The sequence below is a fragment of the Clostridium sulfidigenes genome (assembly GCF_052067195.1).
Taxonomy (GTDB): Bacteria; Bacillota; Clostridia; order Clostridiales; family Clostridiaceae; genus Clostridium_J; species Clostridium_J sulfidigenes.
Window position 1 is genome coordinate 156,817 of record NZ_JBQHQR010000005.1, and the last position, 18,453, is coordinate 175,269.

16 protein-coding genes and 1 riboswitch are annotated in these 18,453 nt (G+C 31.9%); all 16 genes read left to right on the forward strand.

Annotated features, from left to right (window positions below; genetic code table 11):
• Positions 1-26 precede the first annotated feature (26 nt).
• The 16 genes from ACTNBA_RS07885 (at position 27) to gap (ending at position 18,367) form a co-directional block, all read left to right on the forward strand.
• Positions 27-494 (forward strand): tRNA (cytidine(34)-2'-O)-methyltransferase, encoded by a 468-nt coding sequence (locus tag ACTNBA_RS07885; RefSeq protein WP_035132416.1) that lies wholly within the window; start codon positions 27-29, stop codon positions 492-494.
• 500 nt (positions 495-994) lie between these two features.
• Positions 995-1,100, forward strand: a riboswitch (glycine riboswitch).
• A gap of 126 nt (positions 1,101-1,226) precedes the next feature.
• Positions 1,227-1,604 carry a GrdX family protein gene (locus ACTNBA_RS07890; protein WP_150844068.1) on the forward strand — a complete coding sequence of 126 codons (378 nt, stop codon included), beginning with the start codon at positions 1,227-1,229 and terminating at the stop codon, positions 1,602-1,604.
• Between the two features lie 15 nt (positions 1,605-1,619).
• A complete protein-coding gene (trxB, locus tag ACTNBA_RS07895; RefSeq protein ID WP_441073324.1) occupies positions 1,620-2,543 on the forward strand; it encodes a thioredoxin-disulfide reductase in 924 nt (307 codons plus the stop codon).
• Positions 2,544-2,615: 72 nt separating this feature from the next.
• Positions 2,616-2,945 carry a thioredoxin family protein gene (locus ACTNBA_RS07900; protein WP_035132410.1) on the forward strand — a complete coding sequence of 110 codons (330 nt, stop codon included), beginning with the start codon at positions 2,616-2,618 and terminating at the stop codon, positions 2,943-2,945.
• A 100-nt stretch (positions 2,946-3,045) separates the two neighbouring features.
• Positions 3,046-4,332 (forward strand): glycine/sarcosine/betaine reductase component B subunit, encoded by a 1,287-nt coding sequence (locus ACTNBA_RS07905; protein WP_035132408.1) that lies wholly within the window; start codon positions 3,046-3,048, stop codon positions 4,330-4,332.
• Positions 4,333-4,397: 65 nt separating this feature from the next.
• Entirely contained in the window at positions 4,398-4,865 is a 468-nt protein-coding gene (gene grdA / locus ACTNBA_RS07910; protein WP_441073325.1) for a glycine/sarcosine/betaine reductase complex selenoprotein A, read from the forward strand.
• 86 nt (positions 4,866-4,951) lie between these two features.
• Positions 4,952-6,256 (forward strand): glycine reductase complex selenoprotein B, encoded by a 1,305-nt coding sequence (grdB, locus tag ACTNBA_RS07915; RefSeq protein ID WP_441073326.1) that lies wholly within the window; start codon positions 4,952-4,954, stop codon positions 6,254-6,256.
• A 175-nt stretch (positions 6,257-6,431) separates the two neighbouring features.
• Positions 6,432-7,970 carry a glycine/sarcosine/betaine reductase complex component C subunit beta gene (grdC, locus tag ACTNBA_RS07920; protein WP_441073327.1) on the forward strand — a complete coding sequence of 513 codons (1,539 nt, stop codon included), beginning with the start codon at positions 6,432-6,434 and terminating at the stop codon, positions 7,968-7,970.
• A gap of 100 nt (positions 7,971-8,070) precedes the next feature.
• Positions 8,071-9,234 (forward strand): glycine/sarcosine/betaine reductase complex component C subunit alpha, encoded by a 1,164-nt coding sequence (gene grdD, locus ACTNBA_RS07925; protein ID WP_441073328.1) that lies wholly within the window; start codon positions 8,071-8,073, stop codon positions 9,232-9,234.
• Between the two features lie 217 nt (positions 9,235-9,451).
• Positions 9,452-10,552 (forward strand): BMP family lipoprotein, encoded by a 1,101-nt coding sequence (locus ACTNBA_RS07930; RefSeq protein WP_441073329.1) that lies wholly within the window; start codon positions 9,452-9,454, stop codon positions 10,550-10,552.
• A 228-nt stretch (positions 10,553-10,780) separates the two neighbouring features.
• Positions 10,781-12,310 (forward strand): ABC transporter ATP-binding protein, encoded by a 1,530-nt coding sequence (locus tag ACTNBA_RS07935; protein WP_441073330.1) that lies wholly within the window; start codon positions 10,781-10,783, stop codon positions 12,308-12,310.
• Position 12,311: 1 nt separating this feature from the next.
• Positions 12,312-13,388 carry an ABC transporter permease gene (locus ACTNBA_RS07940; RefSeq protein WP_035132389.1) on the forward strand — a complete coding sequence of 359 codons (1,077 nt, stop codon included), beginning with the start codon at positions 12,312-12,314 and terminating at the stop codon, positions 13,386-13,388.
• Positions 13,381-14,322: an ABC transporter permease gene (locus ACTNBA_RS07945; RefSeq protein ID WP_441073331.1), complete on the forward strand. Its 942-nt coding sequence runs from the start codon at positions 13,381-13,383 to the stop codon at positions 14,320-14,322. The genes ACTNBA_RS07940 and ACTNBA_RS07945 overlap by 8 nt, the downstream gene beginning before the upstream one ends.
• Before the next feature lie 163 nt (positions 14,323-14,485).
• On the forward strand, positions 14,486-15,871 hold the full coding sequence (gene rpoN / locus ACTNBA_RS07950; protein ID WP_441073332.1) for an RNA polymerase factor sigma-54: 1,386 nt from the start codon (positions 14,486-14,488) through the stop codon (positions 15,869-15,871).
• Positions 15,872-16,096: 225 nt separating this feature from the next.
• Positions 16,097-17,137, forward strand: coding sequence for a sugar-binding transcriptional regulator (locus tag ACTNBA_RS07955; RefSeq protein ID WP_441073333.1), 1,041 nt, complete (start codon positions 16,097-16,099; stop codon positions 17,135-17,137).
• A 222-nt stretch (positions 17,138-17,359) separates the two neighbouring features.
• The gene (gene gap / locus ACTNBA_RS07960; protein ID WP_035132381.1) at positions 17,360-18,367 is read left to right on the forward strand and encodes a type I glyceraldehyde-3-phosphate dehydrogenase; all 1,008 of its coding nucleotides are present in this window, start codon (positions 17,360-17,362) and stop codon (positions 18,365-18,367) included.
• Positions 18,368-18,453: the final 86 nt, after the last annotated feature.

An 18,453-nucleotide genomic window follows, 5' to 3' on the forward strand; every position in this document is an offset into this window, starting at 1 on the left:
AGGCTTATTTTTAGGAGGACGTAATAGTGAACTTAAACATAGTATTATTTCAACCAGAAATTCCTCAAAATACTGGGAATATAGGTAGAACTTGTGTACTTACTAACTGTAAGCTGCATTTAATAAAACCTTTAGGATTTAGCTTGGATGAAAAAGCAGTAAGAAGGGCTGGACTTGACTATTGGCCACAGTTAGAGTTAGAAATTCATGAAAGTTATGAAGCTTTAAGGGAAAAATATAAGAATGGAACATTTTATTTTTGTACTACTAAAGGAACTAAATATTATAATGAACCCAATTTTAAAGAAGGAGATTTTTTAGTATTTGGTAGAGAATCTAAAGGATTACCTGATTATATAAGAGAAGAAAATAAAGATAATCTTATAAAGGTGCCTATGGTAGATACTACAACTAGATCTCTTAACCTTTCCAACACAGTTGCTATAATTGCTTATGAGGGATTGAGACAAATAGGATTTAAAAATATGAAGTAGTGTATTAAAAAGGATATGATTTAAGGTCATATCCTTTCATATTATTATAAACAGAATAAAAATTTATAATTTAAATTATAATATACAAATAAATTTATTGTACATTGGGCGGTTCAAATATATTTTAATAACAATAAAGTACAGAAATTGATTTATAGAAAAAATAATAACCATATTTAAAAAGTTAAAAAAATATCAATGTGTTTTTACGTTTATATGCATAATCATTTGAATATATCATAAGTAAATTTATTTTGAATTTTTTTAAAAATGAAAAAAATAGGTATATGAGTATGCTCTAAGCGTTGGTATGCAACGAATTTATCCATATTAATAGGGGATATATATGTAGGATATAATTGACAGAATATTTTCATTAAAAAAACTTTATAGAAACTATAGAAAAATCAAATAACAAAACAATAAAAATATGTAGAATATTAGACAAATATATTATATACTGGTATTAAAGATAGCAAGTAAAGAAAATAATAATTTGGATGATATTTTCGGGAGAGAATCTATTAAATTAGGTAGCCGAAGAAGCAAGTATTTATTTCGCCAAATAAATATGAAACTCTCAGGCAAAAGGACCGAAAACGGACAAAACTCTGGAAAGCGTATATGCACCGAAGGAGCAAAACTCTCAGGTTAAAATACAGAGGCATAGGGCAAAATATATTAATATTTTGCGCTATGCTTTTTTATATGCACCTAATAGGAGGAATTTAAATGATAGAACCATTATTTATTGTAACTAACAATCCTATGTCAAAAGAAAAGTTTGAAGAAAAGTTTAAAGTTGAGTTTATAGATGTACCGCAGTTGGATATACTAAAAAAGGTAAGAAATTATATTCATAAAGGTAATAGAATACTTACTCATCCATTGATGGGAAGTGTAAAGCCAAATGAAACTCCTTACAGAACTGTTTGTGTTTCAACGGAGGTTGTCAATGGGGTTGATTTACAGTCTTTAGAAATTATAGAAAATGCTATAGTTACAACAGAAAAATTTTTAAGAGATTTTAACACTCCAAAATGGAGTGAAAAAATATTAACAGATTTTCAAGTAATAGATTCAGACTTAATAGATCATGCTATTAACTAAGGGAGGTATATTGATATGTCACAAATTTATGACACTATAATAATTGGAGGAGGACCTGCAGGATTATCAGCAGGATTATATGCTTCAAGATCACGAATGAAAACGTTAATCATTGAGAGAGCAAAATATGGTGGTCAGGCAACAACAACTGACGAATTAGAGAATTATCCAGGTTCAATTGAAGAATGTACTGGAACAACGTTAAGTCAAAGAATGAGACAACAAGCAGAAGATTTTGGTACTGAGTTTGTTAAAGATGAAGTAGTTGAAACTGTTTTAGAAGGTGATATTAAAGTTATTAAATGTAGAAAAGGTGAATATCAAGCTAAAACAATAATAATTGCAACTGGAGCAACTCCAAGACTTGGTGGATTTAAAAATGAGATAGAGTTAAGAGGTAGAGGAGTTTCTTATTGTGCTACATGTGATGCAGATTTCTTTACTGATCTTGATATCGCTGTAATTGGCGGTGGAGACTCAGCTATTACTGAAGCTATATATCTTGCTAAATTCGGTGAAACTGTTACTGTAATTCATAGAAGAGATTCATTAAGAGCAGCTAAATCACTACAAGAAAAAGCTTTTGCAAATCCAAAAATCAAATTTATTTGGGACTCTGTTGTAGAAGAAGCTAACGGAGATGAAATTCTAGAAAGCTTAACTATAAAAAATAGAAAAACTGGTGAAGTTAGTACTTTAGAAGTTAATGGATGCTTTGTATTTGTTGGATATTTACCAATATCAGAACTGTTTAAAGGTAAAGTAAACATGACTGAAAGAGGAGATATAATAACTGATGAAGAAATGAGAACTAACATACCAGGAGTATTTGCAGCTGGAGATGTTAGAGAAAAATCATTAAGACAAGTTATTACAGCAGCAGCAGATGGAGCTATTGCAGCTACTAATGCAGAGCATTATATAGAAAATTCACATTAGAATATAATTTATTTACTTTAGGTAAATTATATATTAATAAATATTTATAATCTGAAAGGTAGGTAAAATACAATGATAGAATTAAACAAAGATAATTTTGAGTCAGAAGTTTTAAACAGTGATAAACCAGTTTTCGTAGATTTTTGGGGAGATAAATGTGAAATATGTATAGCTTTAATGCCAGGTGTTCACGATTTAGAACCTAAGTATGAAGATAAAATAAAATTTGCTAGCTTAAACATAGGTGGAGCAAGAAGAGTTGCTATAGGACAAAAAGTTCTAGGACTTCCAACTATGAAAATTTACAATGGTGGAGCTTGTGTAGCTACAATAACTCCAGATAAAATTGCTACACTAGATGATATCGAAGGATTTATTAAAGAATACTACGAAACATTATAATTTCAATTTTCAAGGTTTAAAAGGTTATTAGATGAGGAGGATTACCTCCCATCTTCTAATAAATAAAAAGTGACCTATATATTTTTAGGAGGTGAAGGTTTTGCGTCTAGAGATTGGAAAGATATTTATTAAGGATCTTCAATTTGGACCAGAAACAAAAGTTGAGAACGGAGTTCTTTATGTAAACAAAGAGGAGTTATTAAACGAGGTATCTGGTGACGAAAGAATTGCAAGTATCGATTTTGATATTGCAAGACCAGGTGAGGAAGTTAGAATAATACCTGTAAAAGACGTAGTTGAACCAAGAGTTAAAGTAGAAGGAAATGGTGGAATATTTCCAGGTTTCATTAGTAAGGTAGATACAGTAGGTTCTGGAAGAACACATGTTTTAAAAGGAGCTGCAGTTGTAACTACTGGTAAAATAGTTGGGTTCCAAGAAGGTATAGTTGATATGAGTGGAGAAGGTGCTAAATATACACCGTTCTCAAAAACAAATAACCTTGTGATTATATGTGAACCAAAAGAAGGAATTTTACAACACGATCATGAAGAAGCAGTAAGAACTATAGGATTTAAAGCAGCTACATACCTTGGAAAAGCAGGTAAGAATGTGGAACCTGATGAAGTGAAATCTTATGAGACATTACCACTTTTACAACAAGTTCAACAATATCCAGAGTTACCTAAGGTAGTATATGTATATATGCTTCAAACACAAGGATTATTACATGATACTTATGTATATGGTGTAGATGCTAAGAAAATAATTCCTACATTTATTTATCCAACAGAAGTATTTGACGGAGCTATCGTAAGTGGAAACTGTGTATCTGCTTGTGATAAGAACCCTTCTTATGTTCATATGAATCATCCAATAATAGAAGATTTATATGAGAGACATGGCAAGGACTTTAACTTCTTAGGTTGCGTTATAACAAATGAAAACGTATATCTAGCTGATAAAGAGAGATCATCAAATATGGTTGCTAAGTTAGTAGAATTCTTAGGAGCAGATGCTGCTATAATTTCTGAAGAAGGATTTGGAAATCCAGATGCGGACTTAGTTATGAACTGTAATAAGGTTACAGCTAAAGGTGTTAAAACTGTTCTAGTTACAGATGAGTATGCTGGCCAAGATGGTATGTCTCAATCATTAGCAGACTCAACTCCAAAGGGTGATGCTGTAGTAACTGGAGGTAATGCTAACGAAGTTGTTATTTTACCACCTATGAAAAGAGTAATTGGTCATGTAGATGCTGCAAATACTATTGCTGGTGGACACATGGGAAGCTTAAGAGAAGATGGATCAATTGAAGCTGAAATCCAAGTTATTACTGGAGCAACTAGCGAAGTAGGATTTAACTACTTAACAGCAAAAGGATATTAATTTTAAAATATAACTAAAAAGTTTAGTTTAATGATTATGAGTACATTGAAAAGGAGATAGATACTATGTTACAAGGAAAAAAAGCTATCTGTATAGGAGATAGAGACGGAATACCAGGACCAGCTATAGAGGCTTGTGTTAAATCAGCAGGAGCAGAAGTTGTTTTTGCATCAACAGAGTGCTTTGTCTGAACAGCTGCAGGTGCAATGGATCTGGAGATCCAACAAAGAGTTAAAGATTTAACTGAAAAATATGGTGCAGAAAACATGGTGGTAGTAATCGGAGGAGCAGAAGCAGAAGCATCTGGATTATCTGCTGAAACAGTTGCCGCTGGAGACCCAACATTTGCAGGTCCTTTAGCAGGCGTTGACCTTGGATTATCTGTATTCCACGTTGTAGAGCCAGAAATAAAAGCAGAGTGTGATGAAACTATTTATGACGAACAATGCGGAATGATGGAAATGGTTCTTGATGTTGATGCTATCATCAATGAAGTTAAAACTGTAAGAGATCAATTCTGTAAATATCTTTAATAAATAATTTTAATAGAAAATGTTAAATTAATTGACCTAAGAAATAGAATTTCTAGAGGGCAAGTCCCATGAAAGGGGGAACACCTATGTTAAAAGTTGTTCATTATATAAACCAATTCTACGCAGGAATAGGCGGAGAAGAAAAAGCTGATTTTAAACCTGAGGTTCGTGAAGGGTTTGTAGGACCTGGACTTGGATTAAATGGGTTATTAAAGAAAGAAGATGTTGAGATAGTAGCTACAGTTATTTGCGGTGATTCTTACTTTGCTGAGAACACAAAAGATGCAAAAGCTGAAATTATCGAAATGGTTAAAAAATATAATCCAGATTTATTTATAGCTGGACCTGCATTTAACGCTGGAAGATATGGTGTTGCATGTGGAGATGTATGTAAATCAGTTAAAGAAGAGTTAAATATACCTGTATTATCTGGAATGTACATTGAAAATCCAGGTGCAGACATGTATAAAAAAGATGTATATCTTATATCTACAAGAAATAGTGCTGTAGGTATGAGAGATGCATTACCTAAAATGGCTAAATTAGCTATTAAATTAGCTAAGGGAGAAGAAATAGGTTCTCCAGTAGAAGAGAACTACATTGAGAGAGGCATAAGAAAGAACTATTTTGCAACTGAAAGAGGATCTAAAAGAGCAGTTGATATGCTTGTTAAAAAATTAAAAGGTGAAGAATTCGTTACAGAATTTAAAATGCCTGACTTTGATAGAGTTGATCCAATGCCAGCAATAAAAGATATAACTAAAGCTAAAATTGCTATAGTTACATCTGGTGGTATAGTTCCAAAAGGAAACCCAGATCACATAGAGTCATCTTCAGCTTCTAAAATTGGTAAATATGATATAGAAGGAATTAATGATTTAACTGGAGAAACTTTTGAAACAGCACACGGTGGTCATGATCCAGTGTATGCTAATGAAGATCCAGATAGAGTTATCCCAGTAGATGTTCTAAGAAATCTTGAAAAAGAAGGAAAAATAGGATCATTACACAGATACTTCTATTCTACAGTTGGAAATGGTACAGCTGTTGCATCTTCTAAAAAATATGGTGAGTTTGCAGCTAAAGAATTAATAGCTGACGGCGTAGATGCAGTTGTATTAACTTCTACGTGAGGAACTTGTACACGTTGCGGTGCAACGCTTGTTAAAGAAATAGAAAGAGCTGGACTTCCAGTAGTTCACATGTGTACTATTACTCCGGTATCTTTAACTGTTGGAGCTAACAGAATAATTCCTACAGTAGCTATTCCTCATCCACTTGGAAATCCAAACTTAACAAAAGAGGATGAATATGCATTAAGAAGAAAACTTGTTGAAAAAGCTTTAAAAGCTCTTGAAACAGAAGTTGATGGACAAAAAATATTTGAATAATTAAAATTAATAATTTAGTAATTAGGGGATTACCCCTAATTACTAAATATATTGATAAGACATTGCCTAGTTTGCACAATGTACAATGAATAGTTTGTACCTATTTATTATAGATTGTGCAAATTACAAAATAAATTATTATAAAGGCACATTATTAAGGGAGGTTGAATTAAAAATGAATTTTCCAGTTATAAAGAAAGCATCTTATATTTTAGTGAATACTCCAGATATGGTAATACATAATGGAACTACACAAACATTAGAAAAACAAACAAATCCAGATTCAGAATATTTAAAGGCTATAAAAAATAATTTAAGAAGTTTTGAGGATGTTGTAGCTTATGCACCAAATCAAACTTATATAGGAAACATTACACCAGAAGAGTTAGGCGAAATGCCAAGACCATGGGTTGGAAAGAATGTAGAAAATGCTAATAGATTTGGTAAATACGGCGAAATAATGCCACAAGATGAATTCTATGGATTAATGAAGATATCTGATGTATTTGACTTAGTTTTATTAGAAGAGTCTTTTGTTGAGACTATAAAAGAAAAATTAGCTAAGCATCCATTATTAAAAGAAAAAGCAGGAAAAATTACTGGGGATGAAATGGCTAAAATTGAAGAGTTAGTTAATAATGCTGGAGCAGAAGGATTATATGTAGATGGAAACCTTGTTGGTTGTGTAAGAAGAGCACATGAGTTTGATCCAAACCTTTCAGCTCACTATATGCTTGAAAATTTAGCAGTTAAATCATCAGGAGTACTTGCTGGAATGCATCTAGTTGACAATTTAGATATTCCTGTAGAAGAAATAGGTTATATAATAGAATGTTCAGAAGAAGCAATAGGAGATATGAACCAAAGAGGTGGCGGAAACGTAGCTAAATCTATAGGTGAAGTTGTAGGTCTTTCTGGAGCTACTGGTTCAGATATGAGAGGATTCTGTGCAGGACCTACTCATGCATTAATAAATGCAGCGTCACTTGTTAAGAGTGGAATATTTAAAAATGTATTAGTAATTGCAGGTGGAGCTACTGCTAAGCTTGGAATGAATGGTAAGGATCACATAAAAAAAGAATTACCAGTACTTGAAGACTGTTTAGGAGGATTTGCTATTCTTGTTTCAGAAAATGATGGAGTAAGTCCAATTTTAAGAACTGACATAATTGGAAGACATACAATTGGTCATGGTGCTTCTCCACAAGCTGTACTTGAAGCATTAGTACTTGATCCATTAACAGCAGCTGGATTAAAAGTAACAGATGTAGATAAGTATGCACCAGAAATGCAAACTCCAGATATAACTGAACCAGCAGGAGCTGGAGATGTTCCAACTCAAAACTATAAAATGATTGGTGCTTTAGCTGTTAAGAAGGGGCAATTAGATAGAAAAGAATTACCAGGATTTATAAAAGAACATGGATATCAAGGTTACGCTCCAACTCAAGGACATATCCCATCTGGAGTGCCAATAGTCGGACATGGAATAGATCACATTAAAGATGGCGTTTTAAATAACTTTATGATTATAGGAAAAGGAAGTTTATTCTTAGGAAGAATGACTAACTTATTTGATGGAGTTTCTATACTAGTTGAAAAGAATACTGGAAAACTAGACAATGAGTCAGGTGTTAGTAAAGAAGAAGTTAAATCAATGGTAGCAGATGCCATGAAGGATTTTGCAAGCTTTTTAATGAACTCTGATAAATAGAGCCTTAAAACTCAGAAGGATAATTGCTCCTACTGAAGCTTAACAATTACTAATTTATCTCTTTAAATATAAGAGGTTATTAAAGAAACGGGGTGTAGAAATGAGTCAAAATGCTACTAAAGCAATGATTGCTGAAGTATTTAATGATATAGCAACAGGAATAAAAAGCGGACAATTCAAGAAAAAAGTTAGAATAGGTTTAACTATACTAGGTTCTGAACATGGAGTCGAAGAGATGGTTAAAGCTGCTGAACTTGCAAAAGTAAAATATGGCGATTTTGATATAGTTTTAATTGGACCTAAAGTAGATGCTGATTTTGAAGTAATAGAAGTAGAATCAGCTGAGGAAGGTCATAAAAAAATGACATCTATGTTGGAATGTGGAGAATTAGATGGTTGTGTTACACAACACTTTGATTTTCCAATAGGAGTTTCTACAGTAGGTAAAGTAATGACTCCTGGAAAAGGAAAAGAAATGATAATTGCTACAACTACAGGAACTACTTCTACAAATAGAGTTGAGGGTATGGTTAAAAATGCTATATCTGGGATATCTGTAGCTAAAGCTAGTGGTATTAAAAATCCAAAAGTTGGAATACTAAATCTTGATGGTGCTAGACAAGTAGAAAGAATTCTAAGAGAAACTCAAGAAGGGGGATATGACATATCCTTTACTGAATCATTAAGAGCTGATGGTGGAGCTGTAATGAGAGGAAATGACCTTTTAGCAGGAACACCGGACGTTATGGTTTGTGATTCATTAACAGGAAATCTTTTAATTAAGATATTCTCTTCATTTACTACAGGTGGGAATTATGAAACTGTAGGAGCTGGATATGGTCCTGGAATTGGAGAAAACTATGATAAGTTAGTTAATATAGTTTCTAGAGCTTCAGGAGCACCGCTTATTGCAGAAGCATTAAGATTCTGTGCAACTTGTGCAGAAAACAAGGTTTTGGATATAGCTAGGGAGGAGTTTAAGTCAGCTAATGTAGCTGGATTAAAAGAATTTATAGATAAGACTACAAAAAAAGCTAACAAACCTCAAGAAGAGGAAGAGGTAAAAATGCCACCTAAAAAGGTAGTAACTTTCTCTATAGCAGGTATAGATATACTAGAGCTTGAAAATGCATGTAAAGCGCTTTGGAAAGAGGGTATATACTCAGAGAGTGGAATGGGTTGTACTGGGCCAATAGTACTTGTAGCTGATGAAGACGGTGAAAAAGCTCAACAGGTATTAAAGAATGCAGAGTTTGTATCTTAAAATATAAGTAATAAAAATAAAATTGACTGTAGTCTTACAGTCAATTTTATTTGATTTTTACGGATAATTATGGTATATTCAGCATATAAATATATGAAATTAAATAATACTGAATATATTTATTTACATGATAAAAATTTTTTATTAGGTTATAATACATACTATAATAAAAATTTTTATATATTTATATTACTTATTTATTTCAGGAGGGTTTAAGATGAAAATGAAAAAAATAGTTGCTCTTATGGCAACGGTTGCTATGACTGCATCCCTACTTGTAGGTTGCGCTGGTAACGGAAACGATGACAAAGGCACAGCAAGTGAAGGCAAAGATACTCCTAAATCAGAAGTATCAGTAGGTCTTTCAACAGATGAAGGTGGATTAAATGACAAATCATTTAACCAATCAGCTGATGAAGGAGTTAAAAAAGCAGTAGAAGAGTTTGGAGTTAAATACACTTCAGTTGAAGCTCAAAAGAAAGAAGACTATGAACCAAACCTACAAGCTTTAATAGATGGTGGTTCTGATTTAACCCTAGCTATTGGTTTCCAATTAGCAGATGCAGTTACTAATGTAGCTAAAAACAACCAAGATTCAAAACTTTGTATTATAGACTCTGTAGTTGAAGCTAATAACGTAATGTCAGTAACTTTTAAAGAAGAAGAGGGTTCTTTCTTAATGGGAGTTATAGCTGGATTAACTACTAAAACTAACAAAGTTGGATTTATAGGTGGAAAAGACTTCGATACAATTAATAAATTTGAAGCTGGTTTTGCTGCTGGTGTTAAAGCTGTTAACCCAAAAGCTGCTGAAGGTCTTTTAAGTGCAGATGGTAAAAATCCAGGAACAACTGTTAAATATGCAGATTCTTTTGCTGATACAAATAAAGGTAAGGAACTTGCTACATCATTATATGGAGCTGGATGTGACGTAATTTATCATGCAGCTGGTGGATGTGGTATTGGTTTATTCCAAAGAGCACAAGAATTAAAGAAAGAAGGAAAAGATGTTTGGGCTATTGGTGTTGATATGGACCAAGCGGTTTCTCTTCCAGACTTTAAAGATGTTATCCTTTCTTCTATGATGAAGAGAGTTGATAATGCTACTTACGATGCAACAAAAGCAGTTATAGATGGAACATTCAAAGCAGGTCATGTTGAGTTAGGTATTGCTGAAGGCGGAGTAGGTATGGCTGCAACAACTAAAGACAATACTGCTGCTGATGTAATTAAGAAAGCAGAAGAGTTTGAAGCTAAAATTAAAGAAGGTAAAATTAAAGTACCTGCTACAAGACAAGAAGCTATTGATTATAAATAAGCAAGAAGAGAGTAAGAAAAAAGCTAGATTTTACATCTAGCTTTTTTTTATTAGTTTTGTTAATATGTTTTTATTAGAATGACGTTGTATGAAAAAAAAATATTCAATAAAATATTTTTATGGTATAATGGGAGATGGATTCTATAAAGTACATATAGGTATTTTAACTAATATTAAGCATTTTAATGTAGTATGTAAACGTAGGTAATATTATAAGGAGGAAGGGAAATGGAAAAAGTAATTGAAATGAAAGGTATAACTAAAGTTTTCCCTGGTACCATTGCAAACGACAGTGTGGACTTTGATTTATTGCAGGGAGAAACACACGTATTGTTGGGTGAAAATGGTGCAGGAAAAACTACCTTAATGAATATACTTTATGGCTTGTATCAGCAAGAAAAAGGTGATATTTATGTTAATGGAAATTTAGTTAAAATTAACAACCCTAGTGAAGCGATAAAGCTTGGAATAGGAATGGTTCACCAACACTTTATGTTAGTTCACAACTTTACAATAGCTGAAAATATTGTACTTGGATGTGAACCCAATAAAGGATTACGTATAGACAGAAAAAAAGCCTATAATGATGTGAAAGAACTGTCAGATAAATATGGATTTTCCATAGATCCTAATGCTGTTATTGAAGATATATCTGTAGGACAGCAGCAAAAGGTAGAAATTCTTAAGGCTCTTTATAGAGGAGCAAAGATATTAATTCTTGATGAACCAACAGCGGTTTTAACTCCACAAGAAATTGAGGAATTAGGCAAAATATTAGATAATTTGAAAAAAGAAGGAAAATCTGTTATTCTTATAACTCATAAATTGAAAGAAGTTATGAGTATGAGTGATAGGGTTACTATAATTAGAAGAGGTAAGGTTACTGGTATCGTTAATACTGCTGATACTAGTATTGATGAATTAGCTGAGTTGATGGTTGGAAGAAAGGTAAATTTAGTAGTAGAAAAAAGAGAATCTGAATTAACAGGAGAAGTTCTTAAGGTTGAAAATCTATCTGCAAATGATCAAAGAGGAATTCCTGCTGTGAAAAATGTTTCATTTACTGTTAATGGAGGCGAAATTTTAGGGATTGCAGGAGTAGATGGGAATGGACAAACAGAACTACTAGAAGTACTTACAGGTCTTAGAAAAGGTCATAATGGGAAAATATTATTAAATGGAAAAGATTTATATGGAAAATCTCCTAGAGAAATTATTGACTCAGGTATTGGACATATTCCTGAAGATAGACATAAAAGAGGACTTATACTAAAATATTCATTATTTGAAAACTCTATTCTTGGAATTCATAAAAACAAAGAATTTAATAAAGGTATTATGATGGACTATAAGGCTATCAAAAAACATTGTGACACACTTATAGAAGAGTTTGATGTAAGAACACCGAGTAATGAAGTAAATGCATCTGCTTTATCTGGAGGTAACCAACAAAAATTAATTGCAGCTAGAGAAATTTCTAAAGACCCAACATTATTAATTGCAGCTCAGCCTACAAGAGGTATAGATGTAGGTGCTATTGAATATATTCATAGTAGACTTGTGGATGAGAGAGATAAAGGAAAAGCAGTACTTTTAGTATCTTTAGAATTAGATGAAATTTTAGCTCTTTCAGATAGAATTGCTGTTATGTATGATGGTGAAATAGTAGATATTTTAGACAGAAAAGATGCAGATGAGCAAAAACTGGGTATATTAATGGCTGGTGGAAGCTTAGATAAGAAAGGGGAAGAGAAATAAAATGAGTAGTAAAGTTAAGGATACAATAAAGGCTATACTCTTTCCTGTAGTAGCAGTTATACTTTCTTTATTTATATCAGTATTTTTTGTTATGTGGGCAAAAGGGTATTCAATAACTCAATATTTTACAGCTTTGACTGATTTAGTTTCAACTATATGGACTGGTAGTTTTGGAACACAAAGAAATACCATGGCTACACTAGCGGAAGTGACACCTTTAATTTTTACTGGTGTAGCTAATGCTGTAGCCTTTAGATGTGGACTATTTAATATTGGTGTAGGTGGTCAATTTGTACTAGGTATGGTTGCAGCTGCTATAGTAGGAACCATACCAGGATTAAGTCCTATAGTACACATTCCATTAATAATTGTAAGTGGTATAGTTGCTGGAGGAATTTGGGGAGGAATACCAGGATTTCTTAAAGCGAAATTTGGAACTAGTGAAGTTATAAATACAATTATGATGAACTATATTTCTATCGCTTTAGCCAACTATATTATACTTAGAACGGCCTTCGGAGTTCCAGGAAAGGCTGCAACTCCAATGATACAAGAAAGTGCAAAACTTGCAAGGTTTGTTCAAGGAAGCTCAGCTAATATAAGTTTATTTATAGGTATTATAACAGCTATTATTATGGCATTTATATTATGGAAAACTACCATTGGATATGAGATAAGAGCCGTTGGTATAAATCCTCATGGTGCAGAATATGGTGGAGTAAATGTTGCTAAGAATGCAGTTTTAGCTATGGTTTTATCAGGAGCTATAGCTGGACTTGGTGGAGCTACACATGTAGCTGGTGTGAAACATTTAATTCAAGATTTTATGGTAGTTCCTAGCTATGGGTTTGATGGTATAGCAGTAGCATTGTTAGCTAAGAAAAATCCAGTAGCATGTATTTTATCAGCCATATTGTTCGGAGCTTTAAATAGTAGTTCAAGAGCTCTTCAAATTAGTGGAATACCAAAAGAAATAGTATTTTTAATTCAATCAGTAATTATTATATTTGTAGCAACAGATTACATTGTGACTTACTTTGGAAATAAGAAAAAGAAAGGGGAGATAATGAATGGATAATATAATTGTTGTTAGTATCATTTCATTAATAACAGCTACTTTAAGAATAGCTACACCTCTTATCTTCACATCCTTAGGAGGAGTGTTTTCTGAGCGTTCAGGAGTAGTAAATATAGGTCTTGAAGGTATGATGACCATAGGAGCATTTTTTGCTGTATATGGAACATATATAACAGGTAGTCCTGTAGTAGGAATAGTATTTGCTTTAGTAGCGGGTGGATTACTTGCATTAATTCATGCAGTTCTTAGTATCCACTTAAAATCAGACCAGGTTATTTCTGGTACAGCTATTAACTTGTTTGCTACAGCTCTAGCTAGTTTCTTGATATATATATTATTCAATGGAAAGGGCGGTCAAACAGACTTGGTAACCCTTCTTCCTTACAACTTACCAGAATTCATTGTGAATATTCCTATTATTGGTGATATTTTATCTGGATTAAACTGGTTTGTAATAATGGCGGTAGTATTGGTATTTGTAGCCCATTTTGTACTTTACAAAACTTCTATTGGACTTAGAATTAGATCTGTAGGAGAACATCCAAAAGCTGCAGATACACTGGGAATAAATGTATACCTAGTAAGATACATTTGTGTAATATTATCAGGCATGTTAGCTGGTCTTGGTGGAGCTGCTTTATCAATTGGTATTACACCAATATATAGAGAGGGAATGATAGCAGGTAGAGGATTCATTGCTTTAGCAGCTGTAATCTTTGGTAACTGGACACCTATCGGTTCCTTTGGAGCATGTTTGTTATTTGCTTTTGGTGAATCATTCCAGATATTTGCCCAAGGGCTTGGATGGTCATTACCATCTGAAGTGTTTACAATCATACCATATCTATTAACTATGTTAGCACTTGCTGGCTTTGTAGGGAAAACAAATGCACCAGCTGCTTCGGGAGAAGCATATGAAAAGAATGGTAGATAATATTTAAATCAATTTAAATTGAATATAGTTTAGAGAGTTAGTTTGTTATAGGCTAACTCTCTTTTTATAAATTATTGTCGGGGAAATATGGATTGACTCTATTTAGTTAGAAATATCATATAATTTATGATATGATTAGTTAAGATGAGTAGGAGGGATATTTATGAATTTAGGCTTTGATTTAAGGCTATCACAGGAACAAAAATTGATTATGACAATGGAGATGCAACAATCAATAAAGTTATTACAAATGTCATCCTATGAACTTTTACAACATATTGATAAGGAATTACAAGAAAATGTAGTTTTGGAAGTAGAAAATAATTTAGAAACAGCTAAAGAAGAAATAGTTGATAATGAGTTGAGAGAGTATAGAGAATTAATTAGAGACATGGCCATGGATAATTATAATGATAGATCATACTACAAACATGAAGAAGATGATTTGGTATCACCTTTTAATTTTATAAGTAGCAAACCTACTATTAAGGATTATTTAAGAGAACAAGTTATGCATAGTAATTTAGATAGACAAGATGAGTGTATTTGTAGATATATTGTAGATAATATTGATCATAGAGGATATTTAGATGAAAAGATTATAGATAATTTAATGGAAGAACTCAGTATTCCAAAAGATTCTGCTATGAGATGTGTAGATATAGTTCAGGGACTTGAACCGCCTGGAATATGTGCTAGGTCACTGAGTGAATGTTTAATACTTCAACTGCATAGGAAAAATATAATGAATAATTATGTTGAGGAAATAATAAATAATTATTTATATGAGTTATCAAAAGGAAAATATCAATTAATAGGGAAAAAACTTGGAGTTGCGGCTAAAATAGTTCAAGAATGTGAAGATATAATAAAAAAATTGGAACCTAAACCTACCAGGGGATTTTTTACTGGTGAAGAGATTGGATATTTGGTTCCAGATGTTTATATAAAAAAAATAAGTGGTGATTATGTAGTTTTAATGAATGATAATTTATTACCTAAATTAATAATTAATAATACATATAAAGATGTAATTAAAAGCAGTAATGATTCGGAAGCTATAGATTATGTAAAAGACAAAATAAGTAGTGCGATGTTTTTGATTAAAAGTATACAAAATAGAAAAAATACTTTGTGTAAAGTCATGGAGGAAATAGTTAAAAATCAAGAGGAGTATCTAGATAAGGGTAATAATTATATAAAACCTATGACTATTAAATATATAGCTAATAGTTTAAATATGCATGAATCTACGGTTGGTAGAGCTATTAGAGATAAATATGTAGCTCTTCATACAGGGGAAATTAAGAGAATAAAGGATTTATTTACTAATAGTGTAAACATTTTAAGTCAAGATATATCATCTGTTAGTGTAAAAGATATGATAAAGAATATAATAGAATCTGAAGACAAGTCAAAACCACTATCTGACTCAGTTATATGTAAACTTGTTAATGAAAAAGGCATAGATATATCTAGACGTACTATAGCCAAATATCGAGAGGAGTTAGGAATAAAATCCTCATCTCAACGAAAAAGATTAATATAGATTTTGATATTCCATATGAAACATTAATTTATTATTATGATTTATATGGAATTAATTTTTTTTGAATAAATTGTAGATGAATGTAGAAATATAACTTATATAAAACTAAAATTAACATAAGTACTTCACAAACAATGAATATTGTCATATAATATAAATAGGAATTTAAAATGTTTATGGGACAAAATGTGTCCATAGGGACACGATTTGTCAATGAGGTGAAAGATGGAGAAGTTATTAAAATTACAGCAGAAGGTAGTGCCTGAATTGCTAGAAGTTTTAGATATGCGATATACCGTATTAAAAAATATAAAGTATAGAGAACCCATAGGCAGAAGGTTGCTGTCAACCATAGTAAATTTAAGTGAAAGAGTTGTAAGAAGCGAAACAAATCTATTGAAAACTCAAGGATTAATTGATATTAAGTCCTCTGGTATGTATATTACTGAAGAAGGTGATGAAGTTTTTATTGGGCTTAAGGCTTTTATGAAGGAATTAAGTGGTTTAAATCACTTAGAAGAGGAATTGAAGAAAATTCTTAAAGTTAGAGAAGTAATAGTTATTAACGGAAATGTAACAGAAGATAATTCATTATATACTGAACTTGGTAGGGTAGCGGGTAATTATTTAAAAAGTATTATTAAAGATGATATTATAATATCCCTTACAGGAGGACGAACAATTAAGGAGGTAGTTTACAATTTCCTTCCAATCACTAAATATAAAAATATAAAGGTTTTACCTGGAAGAGGTGGTATGGGAAAGGAAACAGAAATACAATCTAATACCTTAGTAGAGATTTTAGCAAATAAGTTAGATGCTACTTATGAATTGTTACACATTCCAGATAACATAAGTAGGGATTCTTTTAAAGCGTTGATTAAGGAATCAGATATTAAGGAAACTTTTGAACATATAGAGAAATCAAATATTCTTATCCATGGTATAGGACTGGCTAAAGATATGTGTGATAAGAGAAGTTTAGGTAAGGACGTAAAGGAAAGAATATTAGAATTAGGAGCTATAGGAGAAGCTTATGGACATTATTTTAATAGCAAAGGTGAGGTTGTATATTCTATGCCTTCAATTGGAATAACTAAAGATAGAATTGAAAATATCCCTAATGTAATAGCTGTAGCAGCAGGTGTTGAAAAGGCAGAAGCTATCATGGCTATACAAATGGGTAAATTAAATTCAACATTAGTTACTGATGAAGCTACGGCAAAAGAAATTTTAAAACTATTTTTAAATAAAGTTGGTTGTTAATACTTAATGATTTTATCCTAGAGTTACTTATTAAAGTACTTATATGTTTTTAAAATTAATATATTATGATTTTTCAGCTTATATGCTTTAGAATCAATATGTATATATAAGGAAATGTATTTCTAGATAAGGATTTTTAGGATGATATCTCCTAAAATTCTATTTATATCAATTAAGTTTTAATATAAAAATTATTAAATTAAATGTTGGAGGTATTTTATAATGGTTAAAGTTGGAATTAATGGATTCGGTAGAATTGGAAGAAATGTATTTAAGGTTTTGGTAGATAAATATGGAAATGACATAGAAGTTGTAGCAATTAATGATTTAACAGATCCTGAGACACTAGCACATCTTTTGAAGTATGATACCCTTTATGGAAAATTCAATGGAACAGTTGAAGCTACTGAGAATTCAATTATAGTTAATGAAAAGGAAATAAGAATATTTGCAGAGAGAGATCCTAAAAATATACCATGGGGACTTCAAGGTGCAGATATTGTAATAGAATCTACAGGATTATTTACAGATGCTACAAAAGCAAAGACTCATATAGAAGCTGGAGCTAAAAAGGTGTTAATTTCCGCACCAGCAAAAAATGAAGATATAACAATTGTACTGGGAGTAAATGAAGATAAATATGATGCTAAAAATCACAATATTATTTCAAATGCTTCATGTACAACTAACTGTTTAGCTCCTTTTGCAAAAGTTTTAGATGAAAAGTTTGGTATAGTACAAGGACTTATGACTACAATACACTCATATACTAATGATCAAAAAATATTGGATGCTCCACATAAAGATTTAAGAAGAGCTAGAGCTGCAGGAGAATCAATGATTCCAACAACTACAGGAGCGGCAAAAGCGGTTGCATTAGTTTTACCGCAGCTTAAAGGAAAATTAAATGGTATGGCAGTAAGGGTTCCAACACCAACAGTTTCAATGACTGATTTAGTATGTGAACTTGGTAAGTCAGTGAGCGTAGAGGAAGTTAATGGGGCTTTAAGAGAAGCGGCAGAAGGAAAACTTAATGGGATTTTAGGATTCTCTGAGGAACCATTAATTTCAATGGACTTTAGAGGTGATGAGAGATCTTCAATTGTAGATGCATTATCAACTATGGTTATGGGAGATAATCTAGTTAAAGTAGTAGCTTGGTATGATAATGAGTGGGGTTACTCAAATAGGCTAGCAGATTTAACAAAATATGTTGCAGATAGATTATAATCTTCAAAATGTGTTAAAATAGGTATGTAATAAAAATCTAGTTCTATGATTTATGATTGAACTAGATTTTTATTACAATAAGTTTA

Bases quoted from the DNA above. Each gene is read 5' to 3' on its own strand.
- ACTNBA_RS07890 (WP_150844068.1), top strand. From the start codon at position 1,227: ATGATAGAACCATTATTTATTGTAACTAACAATCCTATGTCAAAAGAA.
- trxB (WP_441073324.1), top strand. From the start codon at position 1,620: ATGTCACAAATTTATGACACTATAATAATTGGAGGAGGACCTGCAGGA.
- ACTNBA_RS07900 (WP_035132410.1), top strand. From the start codon at position 2,616: ATGATAGAATTAAACAAAGATAATTTTGAGTCAGAAGTTTTAAACAGT.
- grdC (WP_441073327.1), top strand. From the start codon at position 6,432: ATGAATTTTCCAGTTATAAAGAAAGCATCTTATATTTTAGTGAATACT.
- grdD (WP_441073328.1), top strand. From the start codon at position 8,071: ATGAGTCAAAATGCTACTAAAGCAATGATTGCTGAAGTATTTAATGAT.
- ACTNBA_RS07930 (WP_441073329.1), top strand. From the start codon at position 9,452: ATGAAAATGAAAAAAATAGTTGCTCTTATGGCAACGGTTGCTATGACT.
- ACTNBA_RS07935 (WP_441073330.1), top strand. From the start codon at position 10,781: ATGGAAAAAGTAATTGAAATGAAAGGTATAACTAAAGTTTTCCCTGGT.
- ACTNBA_RS07940 (WP_035132389.1), top strand. From the start codon at position 12,312: ATGAGTAGTAAAGTTAAGGATACAATAAAGGCTATACTCTTTCCTGTA.
- ACTNBA_RS07945 (WP_441073331.1), top strand. From the start codon at position 13,381: ATGGATAATATAATTGTTGTTAGTATCATTTCATTAATAACAGCTACT.
- rpoN (WP_441073332.1), top strand. From the start codon at position 14,486: ATGAATTTAGGCTTTGATTTAAGGCTATCACAGGAACAAAAATTGATT.
- ACTNBA_RS07955 (WP_441073333.1), top strand. From the start codon at position 16,097: ATGGAGAAGTTATTAAAATTACAGCAGAAGGTAGTGCCTGAATTGCTA.
- gap (WP_035132381.1), top strand. From the start codon at position 17,360: ATGGTTAAAGTTGGAATTAATGGATTCGGTAGAATTGGAAGAAATGTA.